The 16,802-nt window shown below is 66.9% G+C and carries 15 protein-coding genes; 10 read left to right on the top strand and 5 right to left on the bottom strand.

The genetic code is table 11. The annotated features are described in order from the left end of the window. Positions 1-78 precede the first annotated feature (78 nt). The 3 genes from WS57_RS09140 (at position 79) to WS57_RS09145 (ending at position 3,841) form a co-directional block, all read left to right on the top strand. Positions 79-1,038: an LLM class oxidoreductase gene (locus WS57_RS09140; protein WP_009693466.1), complete on the top strand. Its 960-nt coding sequence runs from the start codon at positions 79-81 to the stop codon at positions 1,036-1,038. Continuing rightward, positions 1,035-1,175, top strand: a complete 141-nt coding sequence (locus WS57_RS36925) for a hypothetical protein (protein ID WP_155774275.1) — start codon at positions 1,035-1,037, stop codon at positions 1,173-1,175. The genes WS57_RS09140 and WS57_RS36925 overlap by 4 nt, the downstream gene beginning before the upstream one ends. A 227-nt stretch (positions 1,176-1,402) precedes the next feature. Beyond that, entirely contained in the window at positions 1,403-3,841 is a 2,439-nt protein-coding gene (locus WS57_RS09145; protein WP_069244075.1) for a mechanosensitive ion channel domain-containing protein, read from the top strand. Positions 3,842-3,890: 49 nt separating this feature from the next. Here WS57_RS09145 and WS57_RS09150 read toward each other — a convergent pair whose 3' ends face one another. Beyond that, positions 3,891-4,730 carry a CerR family C-terminal domain-containing protein gene (locus WS57_RS09150; protein ID WP_059601742.1) on the bottom strand — a complete coding sequence of 280 codons (840 nt, stop codon included), beginning with the start codon at positions 4,728-4,730 and terminating at the stop codon, positions 3,891-3,893. Between the two features lie 92 nt (positions 4,731-4,822). On the opposite strand from WS57_RS09150, the gene WS57_RS09155 reads away from it, so the two are divergent. From WS57_RS09155 to WS57_RS36930, 6 genes are all read left to right on the top strand, one after another. Continuing rightward, a complete protein-coding gene (locus tag WS57_RS09155) occupies positions 4,823-5,941 on the top strand; it encodes an HlyD family secretion protein (RefSeq protein ID WP_059480614.1) in 1,119 nt (372 codons plus the stop codon). Beyond that, on the top strand, positions 5,934-7,520 hold the full coding sequence (locus WS57_RS09160) for an MDR family MFS transporter (protein ID WP_059480617.1): 1,587 nt from the start codon (positions 5,934-5,936) through the stop codon (positions 7,518-7,520). The genes WS57_RS09155 and WS57_RS09160 overlap by 8 nt, the downstream gene beginning before the upstream one ends. Before the next feature lie 13 nt (positions 7,521-7,533). After that, positions 7,534-9,030 carry an efflux transporter outer membrane subunit gene (locus WS57_RS09165; RefSeq protein WP_059601744.1) on the top strand — a complete coding sequence of 499 codons (1,497 nt, stop codon included), beginning with the start codon at positions 7,534-7,536 and terminating at the stop codon, positions 9,028-9,030. Between the two features lie 381 nt (positions 9,031-9,411). Further along, positions 9,412-10,986, top strand: a complete 1,575-nt coding sequence (locus tag WS57_RS09170; RefSeq protein ID WP_069244076.1) for a DUF3300 domain-containing protein — start codon at positions 9,412-9,414, stop codon at positions 10,984-10,986. 85 nt (positions 10,987-11,071) lie between these two features. After that, complete coding sequence (locus tag WS57_RS09175; RefSeq protein WP_009690238.1) at positions 11,072-11,995, top strand: LysR family transcriptional regulator; 924 nt, start codon at positions 11,072-11,074, stop codon at positions 11,993-11,995. Between the two features lie 39 nt (positions 11,996-12,034). Then, the gene (locus WS57_RS36930) at positions 12,035-12,220 is read left to right on the top strand and encodes a cation:dicarboxylate symporter family transporter (protein WP_009690239.1); all 186 of its coding nucleotides are present in this window, start codon (positions 12,035-12,037) and stop codon (positions 12,218-12,220) included. 49 nt (positions 12,221-12,269) lie between these two features. On the opposite strand, the gene WS57_RS09180 is transcribed toward WS57_RS36930, so the two are convergent. The 4 genes from WS57_RS09180 to WS57_RS09195 all read right to left on the bottom strand — a co-directional run bounded on the left by WS57_RS09180 (position 12,270) and on the right by WS57_RS09195 (position 15,887). Next, the gene (locus WS57_RS09180) at positions 12,270-13,052 is read right to left on the bottom strand and encodes a substrate-binding domain-containing protein (protein ID WP_069244077.1); all 783 of its coding nucleotides are present in this window, start codon (positions 13,050-13,052) and stop codon (positions 12,270-12,272) included. A 55-nt stretch (positions 13,053-13,107) separates the two neighbouring features. Then, the gene (locus WS57_RS09185; protein WP_069244078.1) at positions 13,108-14,403 is read right to left on the bottom strand and encodes an MFS transporter; all 1,296 of its coding nucleotides are present in this window, start codon (positions 14,401-14,403) and stop codon (positions 13,108-13,110) included. Between the two features lie 368 nt (positions 14,404-14,771). Further along, positions 14,772-15,491, bottom strand: coding sequence for an SOS response-associated peptidase family protein (locus WS57_RS09190; protein WP_069244079.1), 720 nt, complete (start codon positions 15,489-15,491; stop codon positions 14,772-14,774). 24 nt (positions 15,492-15,515) lie between these two features. Then, on the bottom strand, positions 15,516-15,887 hold the full coding sequence (locus WS57_RS09195) for a hypothetical protein (protein WP_236871878.1): 372 nt from the start codon (positions 15,885-15,887) through the stop codon (positions 15,516-15,518). Between the two features lie 74 nt (positions 15,888-15,961). Between WS57_RS09195 and WS57_RS09200 the strand changes: the two genes are divergently transcribed. Beyond that, positions 15,962-16,636 carry a hypothetical protein gene (locus WS57_RS09200; protein WP_230945500.1) on the top strand — a complete coding sequence of 225 codons (675 nt, stop codon included), beginning with the start codon at positions 15,962-15,964 and terminating at the stop codon, positions 16,634-16,636. Positions 16,637-16,802 lie beyond the last annotated feature (166 nt).

Raw genomic sequence — 16,802 nt, forward strand, 5'->3', positions numbered from 1 at the left:
ACCGCCACCCACGTACGCACGACCCATCACCCCCAAACCGGCGCACGCGTTCGCTGCGCCCTGCTACCCGGGCATGCAATGACCTCATCCCCCCGCAACCGTTCCGACATCGCGCATCGCGTCTTCTCCGCCGGCCGGCTGTCGATCGGACTGACGCTGCCGCTGCTGCGCAGCGGCGATATCGTCGCGGATTTCAACGAGCAGGTCGAACTCGCGGCGCTCGCGGATGCGCTCGGCTTTCGCGCGCTGTGGGTGCGCGACGTGCCGCTGAACAGCGCCGACTACCCCGATCCGGTCGGCCATCTCGACCCGTGGGTGCTGCTCGGTGCGCTGGCGGCGCGCACGCAACGCATCGCGCTCGCCAGCGGCGCGATCGTGCTGCCGCTGCGCCATCCGCTGCACATCGCGAAAGGGGCGCTGTCGGTCGCGACGCTGTCGCGCGGACGTTTCATCCTCGGTCTCGGATCCGGCGACCGGCCGCCCGAATATGCGGCCTTCGGCGTCGACGCCGACACGCGGCGCGAACGCTATCGGCGCCACTGGGAAGTCGTCGCGAGCGCGCTCGGCGTACCGTCGCGCGTGCTGCCCGACGCGGCGCCGCCCGATGCGCCCGAATTCGCGTTGCTGCCGGCCGGCGCCGAGCCAGTTCCGCTGCTCGCGGTCGGTTCCGGCGGACAGAGCGTCGACTGGATCGCCCGCCACTCGCTCGGCTGGCTCACGTATCACCGCGATCCCGATACGCAGCGTGCGCGCCACTCGATGTGGCGCGCGGCCGTCGACCGCCTCGCATCGCCAGCGTTTCGCGCGTTCGGCGTGGCGATGCGGCTCGATCTCGATGCGAATCCCGATGCACCGCCCACCGCCTTGCCGCTCGGCTATGCAACCGGGCGGCGCGCGTTGATCGGGCTGTTGCAGGACATGCGCGCGGCCGGCGTGCATCATGTGACGCTGAATCTGCATGCGGATCGTCCCGTACGCGAGGTCATCGAGGAGATCGCCGCGCATGTGTTGCCGGCGTTTCATGACGAACCGGCGTGATCGATCAGGAATGCGAAGACGTTGCGTTCGCCGGAACGATGCCGGCGGAGCACGGTTCGTGCCTGCCGATGCGCATTGATTGCGTCGGCACCCCGCAGGCCGCCGATACCTTACGAACCGACAGGAACGACTGTTGACTGACAGCCCGGCCGACAGTCTGCGTCGGACATCCGCGCGATCGGCCGTCGATGCGCGAACAGTCAGGCGCTCGATGCACGCGCATCGCGGCGCCGAGCCACGATACGAAAAGCCCCGCCCGCAGATTCGTCTGCGGAACTATTCGGTTCGAGCCGGGATCATGTTAACTTCCGTCCATCGTCCAGCTCGGCGGGCCGCGCGCCGATGTGCGCCCGCATGCCAACTCATGCGACATATCCTCCTCGGCTGGCTGCTTGCCGCCGTCGTCACGGCCGCCCACGCGGCCGCTGCTGCACCGGCCGCCGCGTCGGCCGCTTCCGGCGCCGAACCCGCGCTGACACCGCAACAGGCCCGGCAGGCGCTTGCCGTGCTGGAAAATCCGCACCAGCGCGAACAGGTCGAAACGACGCTGCGTGCGATCGCCGCCGTCGGCGTATTGAGCACGCCCGCGGTCGCGGCGAGCGACGCGGCTGCGGCGAGCGCGGCCTCGGCGGCCGCCGCACCGGCCGCGCTGACGTCGAACGGACTCGCGTCGATGCTGGTCCGCCAAGGCTCGCACTGGGCCGTCAGCATCGGCAATGCGCTGAGGGAGTCGCTGCACTCGCTGCTCGATGTCGGCTCGGTCGGCAACTGGTGGCGCGACAAGCTGGTGCGCGCCGACGCACGCGCGGACCTCGCGCATGCACTGTGGATCATCGTCGCCGTGCTGGCGCCCGCGTTCGTCGGCGAATGGCTCGCGCGACGCCTGCTGCGGCGCGCGCTGGCCGCGCTGGCCGCACGCCGCGCCGGCACGTCGCGCCCGAACGCAGCGGGCCCACACACTCCTGACGACGACGATGCGCCGCACCCGGACGACGCCCCGCCGCCCGGCTCGCCCGACGCCACGCCATCGTCGTCGCAAGGCCGCGGTCACGCGCGACGCCACAGCACGCTGCTGCACCGCATGCCGCGCGCGCTCATCAGCCTCGTGCTGCGCGCGGTGCCGCTGCTCGTCTTCGTCGGCGTCGCGGGCCTGGCGATGTCGGTGGTCGCCGACGCCGGCACGCCGGCCGAGGCTGCGCTCGAAGCGCTGATCGACATCTACGTAATCTGCCGGCTGATCACGATCGTCAGCCGGCTGTTCTTCCAGCCCGACGCGCGGCAACTGCGGCTGTTGCATATCAGCGACGCATGGGCCCGCTTTGCGCAGCGCTCGATTGCGCGCATCGTGATCGTCGTCGGCGCGTGCACGGCCGCGACCGAGATCGCCGCGAACTTCGGTCTCAGCGAGGCAGGCCACGTCGCGTTGCTGAAGGCCGTCGCATTGATCGGACACGTGATGATCTCGGTGCTGATCCTGCAGTGCCGCCGTCCGGTGGCCGCGCGGATTCGCGCGACCGGCGACGACCGGCCGACGTTCGCGGTCGTCCGCAACGCGCTCGCGGATGCGTGGGCGCCCGTATCGGTGTTCGTCGTGATGGCGCTGTGGTTCGTGTGGGCGCTCGACGTGCACAACGGCTACCGCGTGCTGATCACGCTCGGCGGACGCTCGATCGCGGTGATGATCGCGATGCGGATGGTGTCGATCGTCGTGTTCGGCGCGCTGGCGCGGCTGTTCCAGCAGCGCGACGACGACCGCACGCTGGTCCATCTCCATGCGTACCGCTACTACCCGCTGCTGCGCCAGATCGTATCGGCCGTCATCGCCATCGTGACCGTCACGCTGCTGCTGCAGATCTGGGGCGTGCCGGTGTTCCGCGCGTTCCAGACCGGCACGATCGGCCACCGGCTCGCGTCGGCGCTCGTGACGATCGCGATCGCCGCGGTCGTCGCGCTCGTCGTCTGGGAGGCCGCGAACATCGCGATCGAACGGCGCCTGCAGCGCTGGACCCGCGAAGGCAACTTCGTGCGCGCCGCGCGGCTGCGCACGCTGCTGCCGATGCTGCGCACGCTGCTGTTCGTGATGATCGCGCTCGTCGTCGTGCTGACCGGGCTCAGCGAAATCGGCGTGAACGTCGGCCCGCTGCTCGCGGGCGCCAGCATCTTCGGCGTCGCGCTCGGCTTCGGGTCGCAGAAGCTCGTGCAGGATTTCATCACCGGGATCTTCCTGCTGATGGAAAACGCGATGCAGGTCGGCGACTGGGTCACGCTCGCCGGCGTATCGGGCACCGTCGAATACCTGTCGATCCGCACCGTGCGGCTGCGCGGCGGCGACGGCTCGCTGTACACGATTCCGTTCAGCTCGGTCACCACCGTCAACAACACCAATCGCGGGCTCGGCAACGCGGCCGTCAAGGTCAGCATCGCGTACGGCGAGGACATCGACCTCGCGGTCGCGACGCTCAAGGAAATCGGCGCGGCGCTGCGCGAGGATCCGAAATACCAGGACGGCATCCTGTCGGACTTCAGCTACTGGGGTATCGATCAGGTCGACGGCGCGGCGATCGCGCTCGCGGGACAGGTGCAGTGCAAGGACTCGGCGCGCTGGGGCGTGCAGCGCGAATTCAACCGGCGGATCGCGGAGACGTTCCGTGAGCGCGGGATCCGGATCGCGAATCCGCAGCGCAGCGTCGTCGCGTATGAGGCGGGGCCGCCGCCGAGCGACAGCGGCGACGCTGACGGCAGCGCCGCAGAGACGGCAGCGCAGCAGCAGCCAGCCGGTGAACCGACGCGCAAGCCCGACTGAGATGCGCAGGCATGGGCCGGCGCCGTGCCAGCCCGCTGGCAATGCGCGCTCAGCGTCCGGCCGGCTTCTTCGCCCGCGACGCGGACTTCGCACCGCGCGTCGACGCGGCAGCCGGTGACGCGACGCGCTTCGCCGCACGCGTGGCCGCGGTCCGTGCGTCCGGCTGCGCCGAATCGACCGCCGACGCCTCGCGCTGCGCATGCCACTGCCGCAGCAGCAGGCGCGTCTGGTCGGCGATCGTCGTGCTCAGCAGCGCGGCGCCATCTGCATCGAACGATTCCCATTCGAGCAACTGCAGTGCCGAGCGCTGCGCGACGTGGAACACCGTCAACTGGCCGAACAGGCTCAGCGCGCGCAGGCGCGTGACGGGATCGTCGGCGGGCCGGCCCGAGATGCGGCCGATCAGTTCCGCACTCACGTCGTTGAGCGGCTTGCGCATCCGCCTGAACAGGATCTCGCTCGCGCTCGCGGGCTCCTGCCCGCTCTGCTCGCGCGCGAAGAACATTCGCTGGTTCATCGTCTTCGGCGCCGTGAACATCCGGTCCGCAAGCGCGAGCAGCAGGCCGACGAACGCATCGATCAGCGCATCCGCGTCCGCATTCGCATCGAGCATCGCGCGCGCATGCTGGACCGCCGGGCCGAACACCTCCCAGGCGAGCTCGGCGATCGACTCGACGCACGCGCGGTAAACGCCTTCCTTGTTCTCGAAGTAGTACTGGAGCGCGGGCGCGTTCACGCCGGCCTTCGCGGCGATGTCGCGCGTCGACGCGCCCGCGAACCCGCGTTCGCCGAACAGTTCGATCGCGGCCTCGATGATCCGCTGACGCGTCTCGTCGCCGCGTGCGTAGCCGCCCGTCGAAGTGCGACGCAGCTTCTTCGCTTCGTTCATGCATTCCTCGTCATTCGATCGACCGACATTCTACTTGACACAATTTTAGCAACTGGAATAATTCTTCCGTTTGGAATAAATTGGGTATTCGCATGTCGACGCCGCAGGACTCGCCACAGAAAGCAGATCGTCAGGAAAACGGAACAACACCCCGCAACGGCGGTTCGAAACGGCGCATCCTGCTCGGCATCGCAGTGCTCGCGGCAATCGGCGGCGCCGTCTGGCTCGGCCGCTGGTGGACGGTCGGCCGCTTCATCGAAAGCACCAACGATGCGTATCTGCAGGCCGACAGCATGACGGCCGCGCCGAAGGTGTCGGGCTACGTGACCGACGTGTACGTGCGCGACAACCAGGTCGTCAAGGCCGGCGACCCGCTCGTGCGGCTCGACACGCGCCAGTACCAGGTGTCGCTCGACCAGGCGCTCGCGACCGTCGATGCGCGCCGTGCGGACATCGCCCGCGCGGAAGCCGACATCAACCAGCAGCGCGCGAACCTCGAGCAGGCCGAAGCGCAGGCCAAGGTGTCGCAGATCAATGCGCGTCATGCGAGCGACGAATATGCGCGCTACGCGCCGCTCGCGGCGACCGGCGCCGAAACGCACGAGCGCGTCGCCGAGCTGAAGAGCACGCGCGACCAGGCGCTCGCGACGCTTGCCGCGAACAACGCGTCGATCGCCGCCGCGCGTACGCAGATCGCATCGTTCACCGCGCAGCTCCAGCAAGCGCGCGCGCAGCTCGAGGCAGCGCAGGCCAGCGCCGCGCAATCGCGACTCGATCTCGACAACACGATCGTGCGCAGCACGCTCGACGGCCGCGTCGGCGACCGCACGGTGCGCGTGGGCCAGTACGTGCAGCCCGGCACGCGGCTGCTGACCGTCGTGCCGGTCGACGCGATCTATCTCGTCGCGAACTTCAAGGAAACGCAGATCAGCCGCATGCGGGTCGGCCAGCACGTCGAACTGCACATCGACGCGCTGCCGGACGACACGCTGTCCGGCGTGGTCGACAGCTTCGCGCCCGGCACGGGCGCGCAGTTCGCGCTGCTGCCGCCCGAGAATGCGACCGGCAACTTCACGAAGATCGTCCAGCGCGTGCCGGTGCGCATCCGCATCGCGCCGAACGCACGTGCGCAGCAGCGGCTGCTGCCGGGACTGTCCGTGACCGTCGACGTCGACACGCGTTCGGACGACAACGAGCCGCGCCATGGCTGACACGGCCGCCACCCCGCCCGCGCCGCCGCATGAAGGGCGCGCCAGCGTCACCGACTGGATCGCGGTCGCGGCCGGCGCGCTCGGCGCGCTGATGGCGACGCTCGACATCTCGATCACGAACTCGGCGCTGCCGCAGATCCAGGGCGAAATCGGCGCGACCGGCACCGAGGGCACGTGGATCTCGACCGGCTACCTGATGTCGGAAATCGTGATGATCCCGCTCGCCGCGTGGCTCACGCGCGTGTTCGGACTGCGCAACTTCCTGCTGACGAACTCCGCGCTGTTCATCGCGTTCTCGATGATCTGCGGCTGGTCGCATTCGCTGCCGATGATGATTGCCGGCCGGATCGGCCAGGGCTTCACCGGCGGCGCGCTGATCCCGACCGCGCAGACCATCATCCGCACGCGGCTGCCGCTGTCGCAGTTGCCGGTGGGGATGACGCTGTTCGGCCTCATCGTGCTGCTCGGCCCGCTGTTCGGCCCGGTGCTCGGCGGCTGGCTCGCGGAAAACGTCAGCTGGAGCTGGTGCTTCTTCCTGAACCTGCCCGTATGCCTGTTGCTGATGGGATTGCTGGTGTTCGGGCTGCCGTCGGACCGCCCGCAGTGGCATGCGTTCTTCAACGCGGACTGGCTCGGGATCGCGGGCCTCGCGATCGGCCTGAGCTCGCTCACCGTCGTGCTCGAGGAAGGCCAGCGCGAGCGCTGGTTCGAGTCGCACATGATCGTCACGCTCAGCTACGTGTCGCTGGCCGGGATGATCCTGATCGCGCTGTCGCAGCGCTTCGCGAAGCGGCCGATCATGCGCCTGTCGCTGATGCGCAACCCGCGCTACGCGAGCGTCATCGTGATCGTGTCCGCGGTAGGCGCCGGGCTGTACGGCGTGTCGTACCTGCTGCCGCAGTTCCTCGCGATCGTCGCCGGCTACAACGCGGAACAGGCCGGCGCGATCATGCTGCTGTCGGGCCTGCCCGCGTTCCTCGTGATGCCGATCCTGCCGCGCCTGCTCGGCAAGGTCGATTTCCGCGTGCTGGTGATCTCGGGGCTGCTGCTGTTCTGCCTGAGCTGCATGCTCGACATCACGCTCACCGCGCAAAGCGTGGGCCACGACTTCGTGTGGTCGCAGCTGATCCGCGGCGTCGCGCAGATGCTTGCGATGATGCCGCTGAACCAGGCGTCGATGGCGGCCGTCGCGCGCGAGGACTCGGGCGATGCGGCCGGCCTCTACAACATGGCGCGCAACCTCGGCGGCTCGATCGGGCTCGCGATCATCGGTACCGTGATCGACCGGCGCACGACCTTCCATACGGCCGCGCTGCGCGAATCGGTGAGCGCCAACTCGCTGATCGGACAGGACCGGCTGTCGGCCTACGCGGGCAACTGGTTCGCGCAGACCGGCGATCTCGCGTATTCGCACATGCGCGCGCTCGGACAGCTTGCGCAGCAGATCCAGGTCCAGGCCGTCGTGATGACCTATTCCGAAACCTTCTATCTGCTGGGCCTCGCGCTGCTCGCCTGCGTGCCGCTCGCACTGCTGCTGAGGACGCCGCGCGGACCGCAGCCGATGTCGTCCGGCCATTGAATCGCCTTACACCATGAAGCCTTTTTCCCTGCCCCGCCGCCCCGCGCTCACGCTGTGTGCGGCTGCATGCGTGCTCGCCGGCTGCACGGTCGGGCCCGACTATCGCGGCGCGCCCGCCGCGCCCGATGCGCCGACCTTCGTGCGTGCGCCGGCCGTCGGCGTCGACGCCGGCGCTCCGGCGCCGAGCGAATGGTGGCGTGCGCTGAACGATCGTCAGCTCGACGAACTGATCGTCGCCGCGCTCGCCTTCAACCCCGACATGCACGCCGCGCAGGCGCGGCTGCGCGAAGCACGCGCGCAACTCACGCAGCAGCGCGCGGCACAGCTGCCGAAATCGTCGGCCACCGTCGCGGCGATTCGCATGCGCGAACCGGATATCAGCGCGCTCGGCTCGCTGCTGCCGTCGAGCAGTTCAGGCCAGTCGGGTACGTCGGGTTCGCCGGCCTCGTCGCTCGGCGGTTCGGGCCCGCTGCAACTGTATTCGGCGGGCTTCGACGCGACGTGGGAAATCGACCTGTTCGGCGGCACGCGCCGCGCAGTCGAAGCCGCGTCCGCGCAGGCGGAGGCGGTCGATGCCGATCTCGCCGATACGCAGGTCTCGCTGGCCGCCGAAGTCGCGACGGCGTATGTCGACCTGCGCGACCAGCAGCAGCGGCTCGCGCTGTCGCAACGCACGGCCGCGCTGCAGCAGCGGATGCTCGAACTCACGCAGCAGCGTCGTGCACGCGGCGTCGCCGCCGACGCGGACATCGAACGGCTGACGACCCAGGTGGAAAACACGCGTGCATCGCTGATTCCGCTCGATGCACAGGTCACGGAATCGCTCGATCGCCTCGCGATCCTGACCGGCCGTGCGCCGGGCGCGCTCGATGCCGAGCTGTCGAGCGCGAACGCGCCGCTGCCGACGCTGCCGGCTACCGTACCGATCGGCGATCCGGCCGCGCTACTGAAGCAGCGTCCCGACATCCGCTCGGCCGAACGCCGGCTCGCGGCGAGCAACGCGCAGATCGGCGAGCACATCGCCGACTACTTCCCGAAAGTGACGCTGCTCGGCGACCTCGGCTTCAGCGCGACCGATCCGGGCCACCTGTTCCGCAAGCAGAACTTCACCTGGATCGGCGCGCCGTACCTGCAATGGAACATCCTCGATTTCGGGCGCACGCGCGGCGCGGTGCGCGCGGCCGAGGCGTCGCGCGACGAGGCCGAGGCAAACTACCGCAAGGCGGTGCTAGGCGCGCTGCAGGATGCGAACACCGCGCTGCAGCGTTATGGGCACCAGCGCGAGCACGTCGTCGCGTTGACGAAGGTGCAGGCGTCCGCCACGCATTCGGCGTCGCTGATGGACGAACGCTATCGTGCGGGCGTCGCCTCGATGATCGACCTGCTCGACACGCAGCGGGAAGCGCTGTCCGCGCAGCAGAACGTGATCGCGGGGCAGGCCGAACTGCTCAAGGACTACGTGTCGCTGCAGAAGAGCCTCGGGCTCGGGTGGCAGGCGAGCGCGGGGTGACGGCTCTCGGGCGCCGTTCCGCAACCGCGCCTGCGCTCGATCGGCGTTCGCAACGGGCACGCGAAAGCCGTGCCTTACGCCCCCTCGTTCCGGATTCTTGAATGATGACGCCCGCCATTTCCCTCACGCGGGCCGTCGAGGCTTTCAAACAGAAAGCCGATCACACACTGTTACACGACACCCCGACAACCATTCGGCGCGCCGTGCGTTGATCAGATTATCGGTTGTAGATTCGTCGCGGGACGACAACCATGCGAACAGGACCGCTGCGCCCGCACCGGCAATTGCCGCCGGCGTATGCGGGCCGCGCCCCGGCGCCGTGCCGGGGTCGGTTGCATGGCCCGCGTGTCCGTTCACGCCCCGACCTGATCGAAAAACGCCATGACATCCGCACACCGCCGCCCCGTTCGAACGCTGATCGCATCGTCCCTGATCGTGTCGCTGCTCGGCCTCTCCGCGTGCAACAAGAACAATGGCGCAACCGCACCCGCCGCGCCGGCGAGCGACGCGAGCGCGGCATCCGCGCCGCAGCCCGCTTCGACGCCCGTCGCGTACACGCCGCCGAGCGCCGACCAGCTCTATCAGATGGTCGCGCCGATCGCGCTGTTCCCCGACAAGCTCGTCGCGCTCGTGCTCGCGGGCGCGACCTACCCCGACCAGATCGCGGCCGCCAATACCTGGGTTTCGCAGAACCCTTCGCTGAAGGGGCAGGCACTCGCCAGCGCTGCCGACGCGCAGCCATGGGATCCGTCCGTCAAGGCGCTGACCGCGTTCCCCGCCGTGCTCGCGCAAATGGCATCGAACCCGGCGTGGACGACGTCGCTCGGTCAGGCGTACTACAACGATCCGACCGACGTGATGAACGCGATCCAGGTGATGCGCCAGCGCGCGCAGGCATCGGGCCATCTTCGTTCGGGCAGCCAGCTGCGCGTCACGCAAGCCGCACCGGCCGCGCCGGCGAACTACACGCCGGCCCCCGATGCACCCGCCGTCTATTCCGGCCCGGCCGTCGTGCCGCCGCCCGAACAGGCGATCGAGATCGAACCTGCGCAGCCCGACGTCGTCTACGTGCCGTCGTACAACCCGGCGGTCGTCTACGGCGAACCGGTCTCGACCTATCCCGGCTACGTGTATCGGCCGCCTGCATACAGCACCGGCGAAATGGTGGCGGCCGGCGTGATCACGTTCGGCGTCGGCGTTGCGGTGGGCGCCGCGATCTTCGGACATCACGACTGGGGATGGCATTCGTGGGGCATGAACTGGGGCGAACCGCATCGCGACGAGCCCGGCCGCGGCGACGGCTGGCGACGTCCGGCCGTGGTGTACAACCACACCACCTATGTTTCGAAATCGACCACCGTCGTCAACAACATCACCAACATCCGCAACACGCGGATCACGAACAACACCGGCGGCAACGTCACCAACAACACGACCGTCGAACGCAACGCGATACCGTCGGGCGCGGAGCCGATGCGCGGACAGGCGATGCAGCAGCGTCCGGGCGCCGCGCCGATGACGATGCCGCACTTCGGCGCGAACGATACACGCCCCGGTGCGCGGCCTTCACCGGAAGCGTTCGCGCAACAAGGTCGTGCGAACGACGGGCATGGCGGTGCACCCGTGCAGCACCCGTCCGATGCAACGCAGGTGCAGCGGCAGCAGGCGATGCAGCAGCAACGAGCCGCCCAGGAAAGTCGGGCGGCGGGACAACAGGCGCAGCAGCAACAGCGTCGGGAGATGCAGCAGCGCAGCGAGGCCGAGCAGCAGCGGCAGCGGCAGGAGTTGCGGCAACGCAACGAGGCTCAGCAGCAGCGGCAGCAGGAGATGCAGCAACGCGCGGCAAGGGAACAGCACCCGCCCTCACCCGAGCACGCGCCCGCTCCGGCGCCTCATCCGCATGCGGCGCCGGAGCAGCATGCCCCGCACGAATCGCGCGATCACCATCCCGAGTGAGCCGCCCTACCCGTTTTCATTCCCTCACGTTAGTCCCTGCGGATTCGTGCAAAATACTCCGCATCCGAGATGCGGAGACTTTCCCGTGGGAATCAACTTCGATTTGAACGACTTGCAGGCATTCCGCGCGGTAGTGGAAACGGGAAGCTTCCGAAAGGCCGCCGAGTCGGTCAGCATTTCCCAGCCGGCCCTGAGTCGTCGGATCGACAAGCTCGAGGAAGCGCTCGGCGTGCGACTCCTCGAGCGCACCACGCGCAGCGTGATGCTCACGGCGGTCGGCCGCGTGTTCGCGCAGAGCGCCGAACAACTGCTCGACGACCTCGACGCCGCCCTGCTCGGCATCCGCGACGTATCGTCGAGCCGGCTCGGCCATGTGACCATCGCGTGCGTTCCGTCGGTGGCCTACTACTTTCTCCCCGCCATCATCGCAAGCTATCGCCGGCGCTTTCCGCGCATCCGGGTCAAGCTGTTCGACGCGAGCGCAAACGAGGTGCTGGGGGCCGTCATCAGCGGCGAGGCCGACTTCGGCGTGAGCTTCATGGGCAGCCAGGAATCCGAGATCGAATTCAAGGTATTGCTCCAGGAGCGGTTCGTCGCCGCCTGCCGGCGCGACCATCCGCTCGCGCGCAGGAAGCGCGTGACCTGGAAAGAACTTTACGAGCACGACTACGTGTCGGTGGACAAGACTTCGGGAAACCGTCTGCTGCTCGACCAGGCGCTTGCGGCCGTGGCGCCGCCCGGGCCGAGCGTGTGCGAAGCGCGCCACGTGACCACGCTGCTCGGATTGATCGAGGCTGGGCTCGGCGTCGCCGCGGTACCGTCGATGGCAATGCCCGGGCACGACCACCCGATTCTCACGAGCGTGCCGCTCGTCGAGCCGGCCGTCAAACGACGCGTCGGAATCGTGAAGCGGCGCGGACGGCCGCTTACGCCGGCCGCCGAGGCATTTCATCGGATGATCGTCGATGCGAAGCGCGGCGGTCTCGCAGGCAGCGGTGCGTCAGTGTGACGGCAGCGGAAGCGCCACGGAGAGAGCCCTACCGCGAGCGTGGCCGGGCTGCTTGAATCGCGCTATGTGCACCTCCCGGTCGCCATGATGCTCGGCGTGATGGTCGCTTGCGCATGGCCGACGTCAGGCGCGATCCCCGAGCCCCTCGGCGGTACATTCATCGGGCTCGTCCGGATCATCGTCGCGCCGATCGTCTTTTGCACGATCGCGTCCGGCATCACGTGACTGCGATAACGGGAAGGCAGACCGATACGAGCCTTCCCGCCAACCGTCCTCAACGCGTGGAAACGGAATCCAGCCCGGTCGATTTCACGTCGGCCTGCACGTCGGGCGACGCGAGATAGTCGAGCAGCGCCTTCGCTTCCTTCGGGTGCTGCGCGCCGACCGGGATGCCGGCTGCGAAGCGCGTGACGGACTGCAATGATTCGGGAATCTTGCCGACGAACGTCGCGCCCTGCACCGGCAGCAGCTCGCTTACCTGCTGAAAGCCGATTTCGTATTCGCCGTTCGCGACGACCGACGCCACCGGAATTCGCGGAATCATCTTCGCCTTCGACTTCACCTGCTCCTCGATGCCGAGCTTCCTGAACAGCTCGCGTTCGATATACACGCCGCTCGCGCTGTCCGAATAGGCGATCGACTTCGCGTGCAGCAGCACCTGCCGGAGGCCTTCGGCAGTGCTGATGTCGGGCTTTGCCGCTCCGTCGCGCACGACCATGCCGATGCGCGAATCGGCCAACTCGACCCGCGATCCGGGGATGACCTTGCCTTGCCTGATCAACTCGTCGAGCGCGTAGCCGACCATGATGACGGCATCGGCGGGTTCTCCGCGTGCGAGCCGGTTCGGAATCGCTTCGGGCGACTTGCCCATCGACGGGCCGAGCGCTGTGTCGAGCGTATTGCCAGTCGCGGACGCGAACCGCGGGCCGAGCATCTTGTACGCGGCGGTGAAGCCGCCGGAGCTCATCACATGCAGCTCGGCGGCCTGCACGTTGGCCGCAACCGCAGCGGTAAGGACGAGCGCGGTCGCGCAGAATTTCAGCAGCAGGTTTCTCATGGTCATGGTCGTGCGAATTCCTGGGTGTTCATGAACATTCCGGATCGGGCCGGCATCAATGCGCCGGCGTCAGCGTCGCCGTGCGGGGGCGATAGAGCGCGAACGTCGCAAGCAGCGCGCACACCGCCGCGAAGCTCATCCAGTAGCCCGGTGCGGCCTTGTCGCCCGTCATGTGAATAAGCGCGGTCGAGACGGCCGGCGTGAAGCCCCCGAACACGGCCGTCGCGAGGCTGTAGGCGAGCGAGAAGCCTGCGACACGCACCTGCACGGGCATCACTTCCGTGAGCGCGACGACCATCGCCCCATTGTAGATGCCGTACATGAACGAGAGCCACAGCAGGACGAGCAGCATGTTGACGAACGACGGGGCGTGCGCGAGCAGCGACAGCGCCGGATAGGCGGTCACGATGGCAAGCGCCGTCATGCCGACCAGCAGCGGCCGGCGGCCGAGCCGGTCGGACAGCGCACCGCCGATCGGCAGCCACACGAAATTCGACACGCCGACGCAGAGCGTCACCAGCAGGCTGTCGGCGGTGCTCAGATGCAACACCGTCTTGCCGAAGGTCGGCGCGTAGACCGTGATCAGATAGAAACTCGTGGTGGTCATCGCGACCAGCATCATGCCGGCGACCACGACGCCCCGGTTCTGAACCAGCGTACCGAACACCTCCTTCATGCCCGGACGATGCCTGCGCGTCTTGAACGCTTCGGTCTCCTCCAGATTACGGCGCAGCATGAAGATGAACGGCACGATCATGCAGCCGACGAAGAACGGTACGCGCCATCCCCACGCGGCGATCGCCGATGCGCTCAGCCACTGATTGAGCGCGAAGCCGAGGCCCGCTGCGATGACGATCGCGACCTGCTGGCTGGCGGACTGCCAGCTCGTGAAAAAGCCCTTGCGGCCGGGAGTCGCCAGCTCGGCGAGATAGACCGATACGCCGCCCAGCTCGGCGCCGGCGGAGAAGCCCTGCAGCAGCCGCCCGATCAGCACGAGCCCGGGCGCCAGCAGCCCGATCGTCGCGTAGCCCGGCACGAACGCGATCAGGATGGTGCCGCTCGCCATGATGGACAGCGTGACGATCAAGCCCTTGCGGCGGCCGACCTCGTCGATGTACGCGCCGAGCACGATTGCGCCCAGCGGCCGCATCAGGAAGCCGGCGCCGAACACCGCGAAGGTCATCATCAACGATGCGAATTCGCTTTGCGCGGGAAAGAAGACATGGGCGATCTGCGTGGCGTAGAAGCCGAACAGGAAGAAGTCGAACTGCTCGAGAAAGTTGCCGGCCGTGACGCGAAAGATCGCGGCGGCCTTGGAACGTTCGGCCGGAAGGCTGGACGAGGGGTGCATCGGGGTGTCTCCTGAAAAACCTGAAATACGCGGGAGGGGGCTGGTCGATTGTCGTTTCCCGGAATGTTCGCCCGACGTCGATCAAACGATAAGTGCAATTTTTGGAAGGATTGATGCAGGGCGGCTATCAATCGGGACGGGCCTCGATGCGCCGACGCGCCCGGAATCCCTTTGACGCGCACGAAACAAAAAACCCGCGAAGCCTTGCGGCATCGCGGGTTTCGGGATTTCCTCGGATAAGCCTGGAAACGAATCTGGTGGGCCCGGCGGGGTTCGAACCCGTAGAAGCGGGGATGCTAGGGGTTCACAAGGGGATAAGTAGTTGATTCATATAGAAACGGCGTTCGTTCCATTCCCCTGAGATTCCCCTATTCCTCCCTGAATTCCTCCCCGGCATTTGCAACCAGAGAGTTAGCGGCGGCCGGCTCGGCCGCCATGTCCTCGGCTGGATAGAGCTGCAGCATCGCGCGTGCGGCTTCGAGGTTCGGCGTCGTGAGCCATTCCTCCCAGTCGTCCGGCCGTAGGATCACGACCGATCGCTTCTCCTCGCCGGGCCGGTGCATGCGCTTCATGATCGGATGCTCGTCTCCGTTGACCGTGATCATCGCCATCGTATGCCGCTCGGCGCCGTCCGGATACTGCAGCGTCCGCCAGATGCCAGCGACGCAGAGCGGCCGCCAGCCGGCGAGCCCGATTCGGTACCGGATATGCTTCCCCGTCTCCCAGTTCGGCTCGTAGATCCACTTCGCCGGAATCAAGCAGCGCCGCCCCGCGCGCCACGCCGGCGCGTACAGCGGCGACTGCCCAAGGTTATCATCGCGCACGTTCATCGTGCGGCGCATGATCGGCGGCTTGCGCCCCTGCGCCTTCGCTTTCTCGATGTTGGCCTTCTGAAGCGCACGCGGCCAGAAACCAAACCCGGCGATCAATGGCTTGAACTGCCCGTCGACGTAGCCGACGATCGGCGCGTCATAGTCCTGGTAGATCTCCGGCTTCCAAGGCGTCCAGCGGTACAGGTCACGGAAATTGTCGATCTTCAGTTCGTTCAGGCCCGGATCCTCGCCCGGCGCGTAGTAGTTCGTACACACTCGCTGGCCCCTCCAAAAACTGAATCACCGGTTCGAAGGAAGCAGATCGAAATCGTCCGGCGGCTCCCCTTCCGGAGGAAACGAAACCTGCTCGATCGGCATGACCGGACCGCTCAACCACTCGTCCAGTGCGGTGCATACGATGTCATACGCCTCGTCAAACGCCGAACCCTCCGGTTGGCCAGGGGCATCAGGAAACCGGCTTCGGCCAATTTCCACCATCCCCGAGTCCAGATACCCATACTTGCCGAGCTGGCCGTCTTTGCAAAGCGCGTCGTAACTGCTTGCGTCGTAGTCCACCAGCATGATCGACATGTCGTCGACGATCCGGAATTTGCAGTACGCGATACACCAGTCGATAAAAGCTCGCTGCACCACCGTCATCGGCCTTGGCATGGCACCTCCCGGTCCCCCAAATGCGCCGCCGATCGGTATCGACAGCAACCCTATTTTTGAGACTTGACGAGGTCATGATACAGCGCGATAAACTGTATATCCATACAGTAATTCCGCGCATCATGATCTTGCCCCCATTTGACCCGCCGAAGTTCGACGAGATGTCGACATGGTGGCGCACCTGCACTTACGCCGAGGTTCACCGTCTGATCTTGGAGGTGCTCCACCTGCGGATTACGTTGGGCGAGATGAGCGACCTTACCGGTGACGCAAAGCGCATGATCGCGTACCTCGAACAAGCCGACACGCTGAAATACGCTGCGCCGTTGCGCCGCCTGGCAATCAAGCTCGACAAAGAAATCACGCGCGCTGGCCGCCTGGGAAATCCCCGCGCACCGATTGCACCGTTCTCCGACGAATGGCGCGCGCGCGAAGCGATGAGATGCCGGCTCCGCGACACCCCAGGCGAACCCGATCCCGGCTCCGACAAGGCGACGAAGTTGCCCGAATTCCAGCGCATATCATGGTCCGAATTGCGCGACACATGGAGCACCCACACCTACAAGAAAAATCGTCCGCTTGCACTGGAACAGCGCTTGGTGCTGGAGATCGTGCATGTGCGTCGCGTCCTGCGGCTCATGGAAAAGATGGTCTGCGCCGCCGAGTTGGAATCGAGGAAGAACGGCTCCCCCGACTTGTTCGCACTTGACCAGCTCCGTCGCATGATCGACGGCACAGTCGTGGACTGAACACGTCTGCTGTGGATGCACCACAGCAACTCCGAAGGCAATCTGCACGGAGCAGCGAAAATTCCGCGCCGCAAAAAACTAAACCCGCGCAAGGCGAGTTTAGTAAAAATCGACGACAAAATAGATTCCGCAAACGTTAAAATCAGTCGATCTGTTATTTGTAATA

The organism is Burkholderia pseudomultivorans (genome assembly GCF_001718415.1).
Lineage (GTDB): Bacteria > Pseudomonadota > Gammaproteobacteria > Burkholderiales > Burkholderiaceae > Burkholderia > Burkholderia pseudomultivorans_A.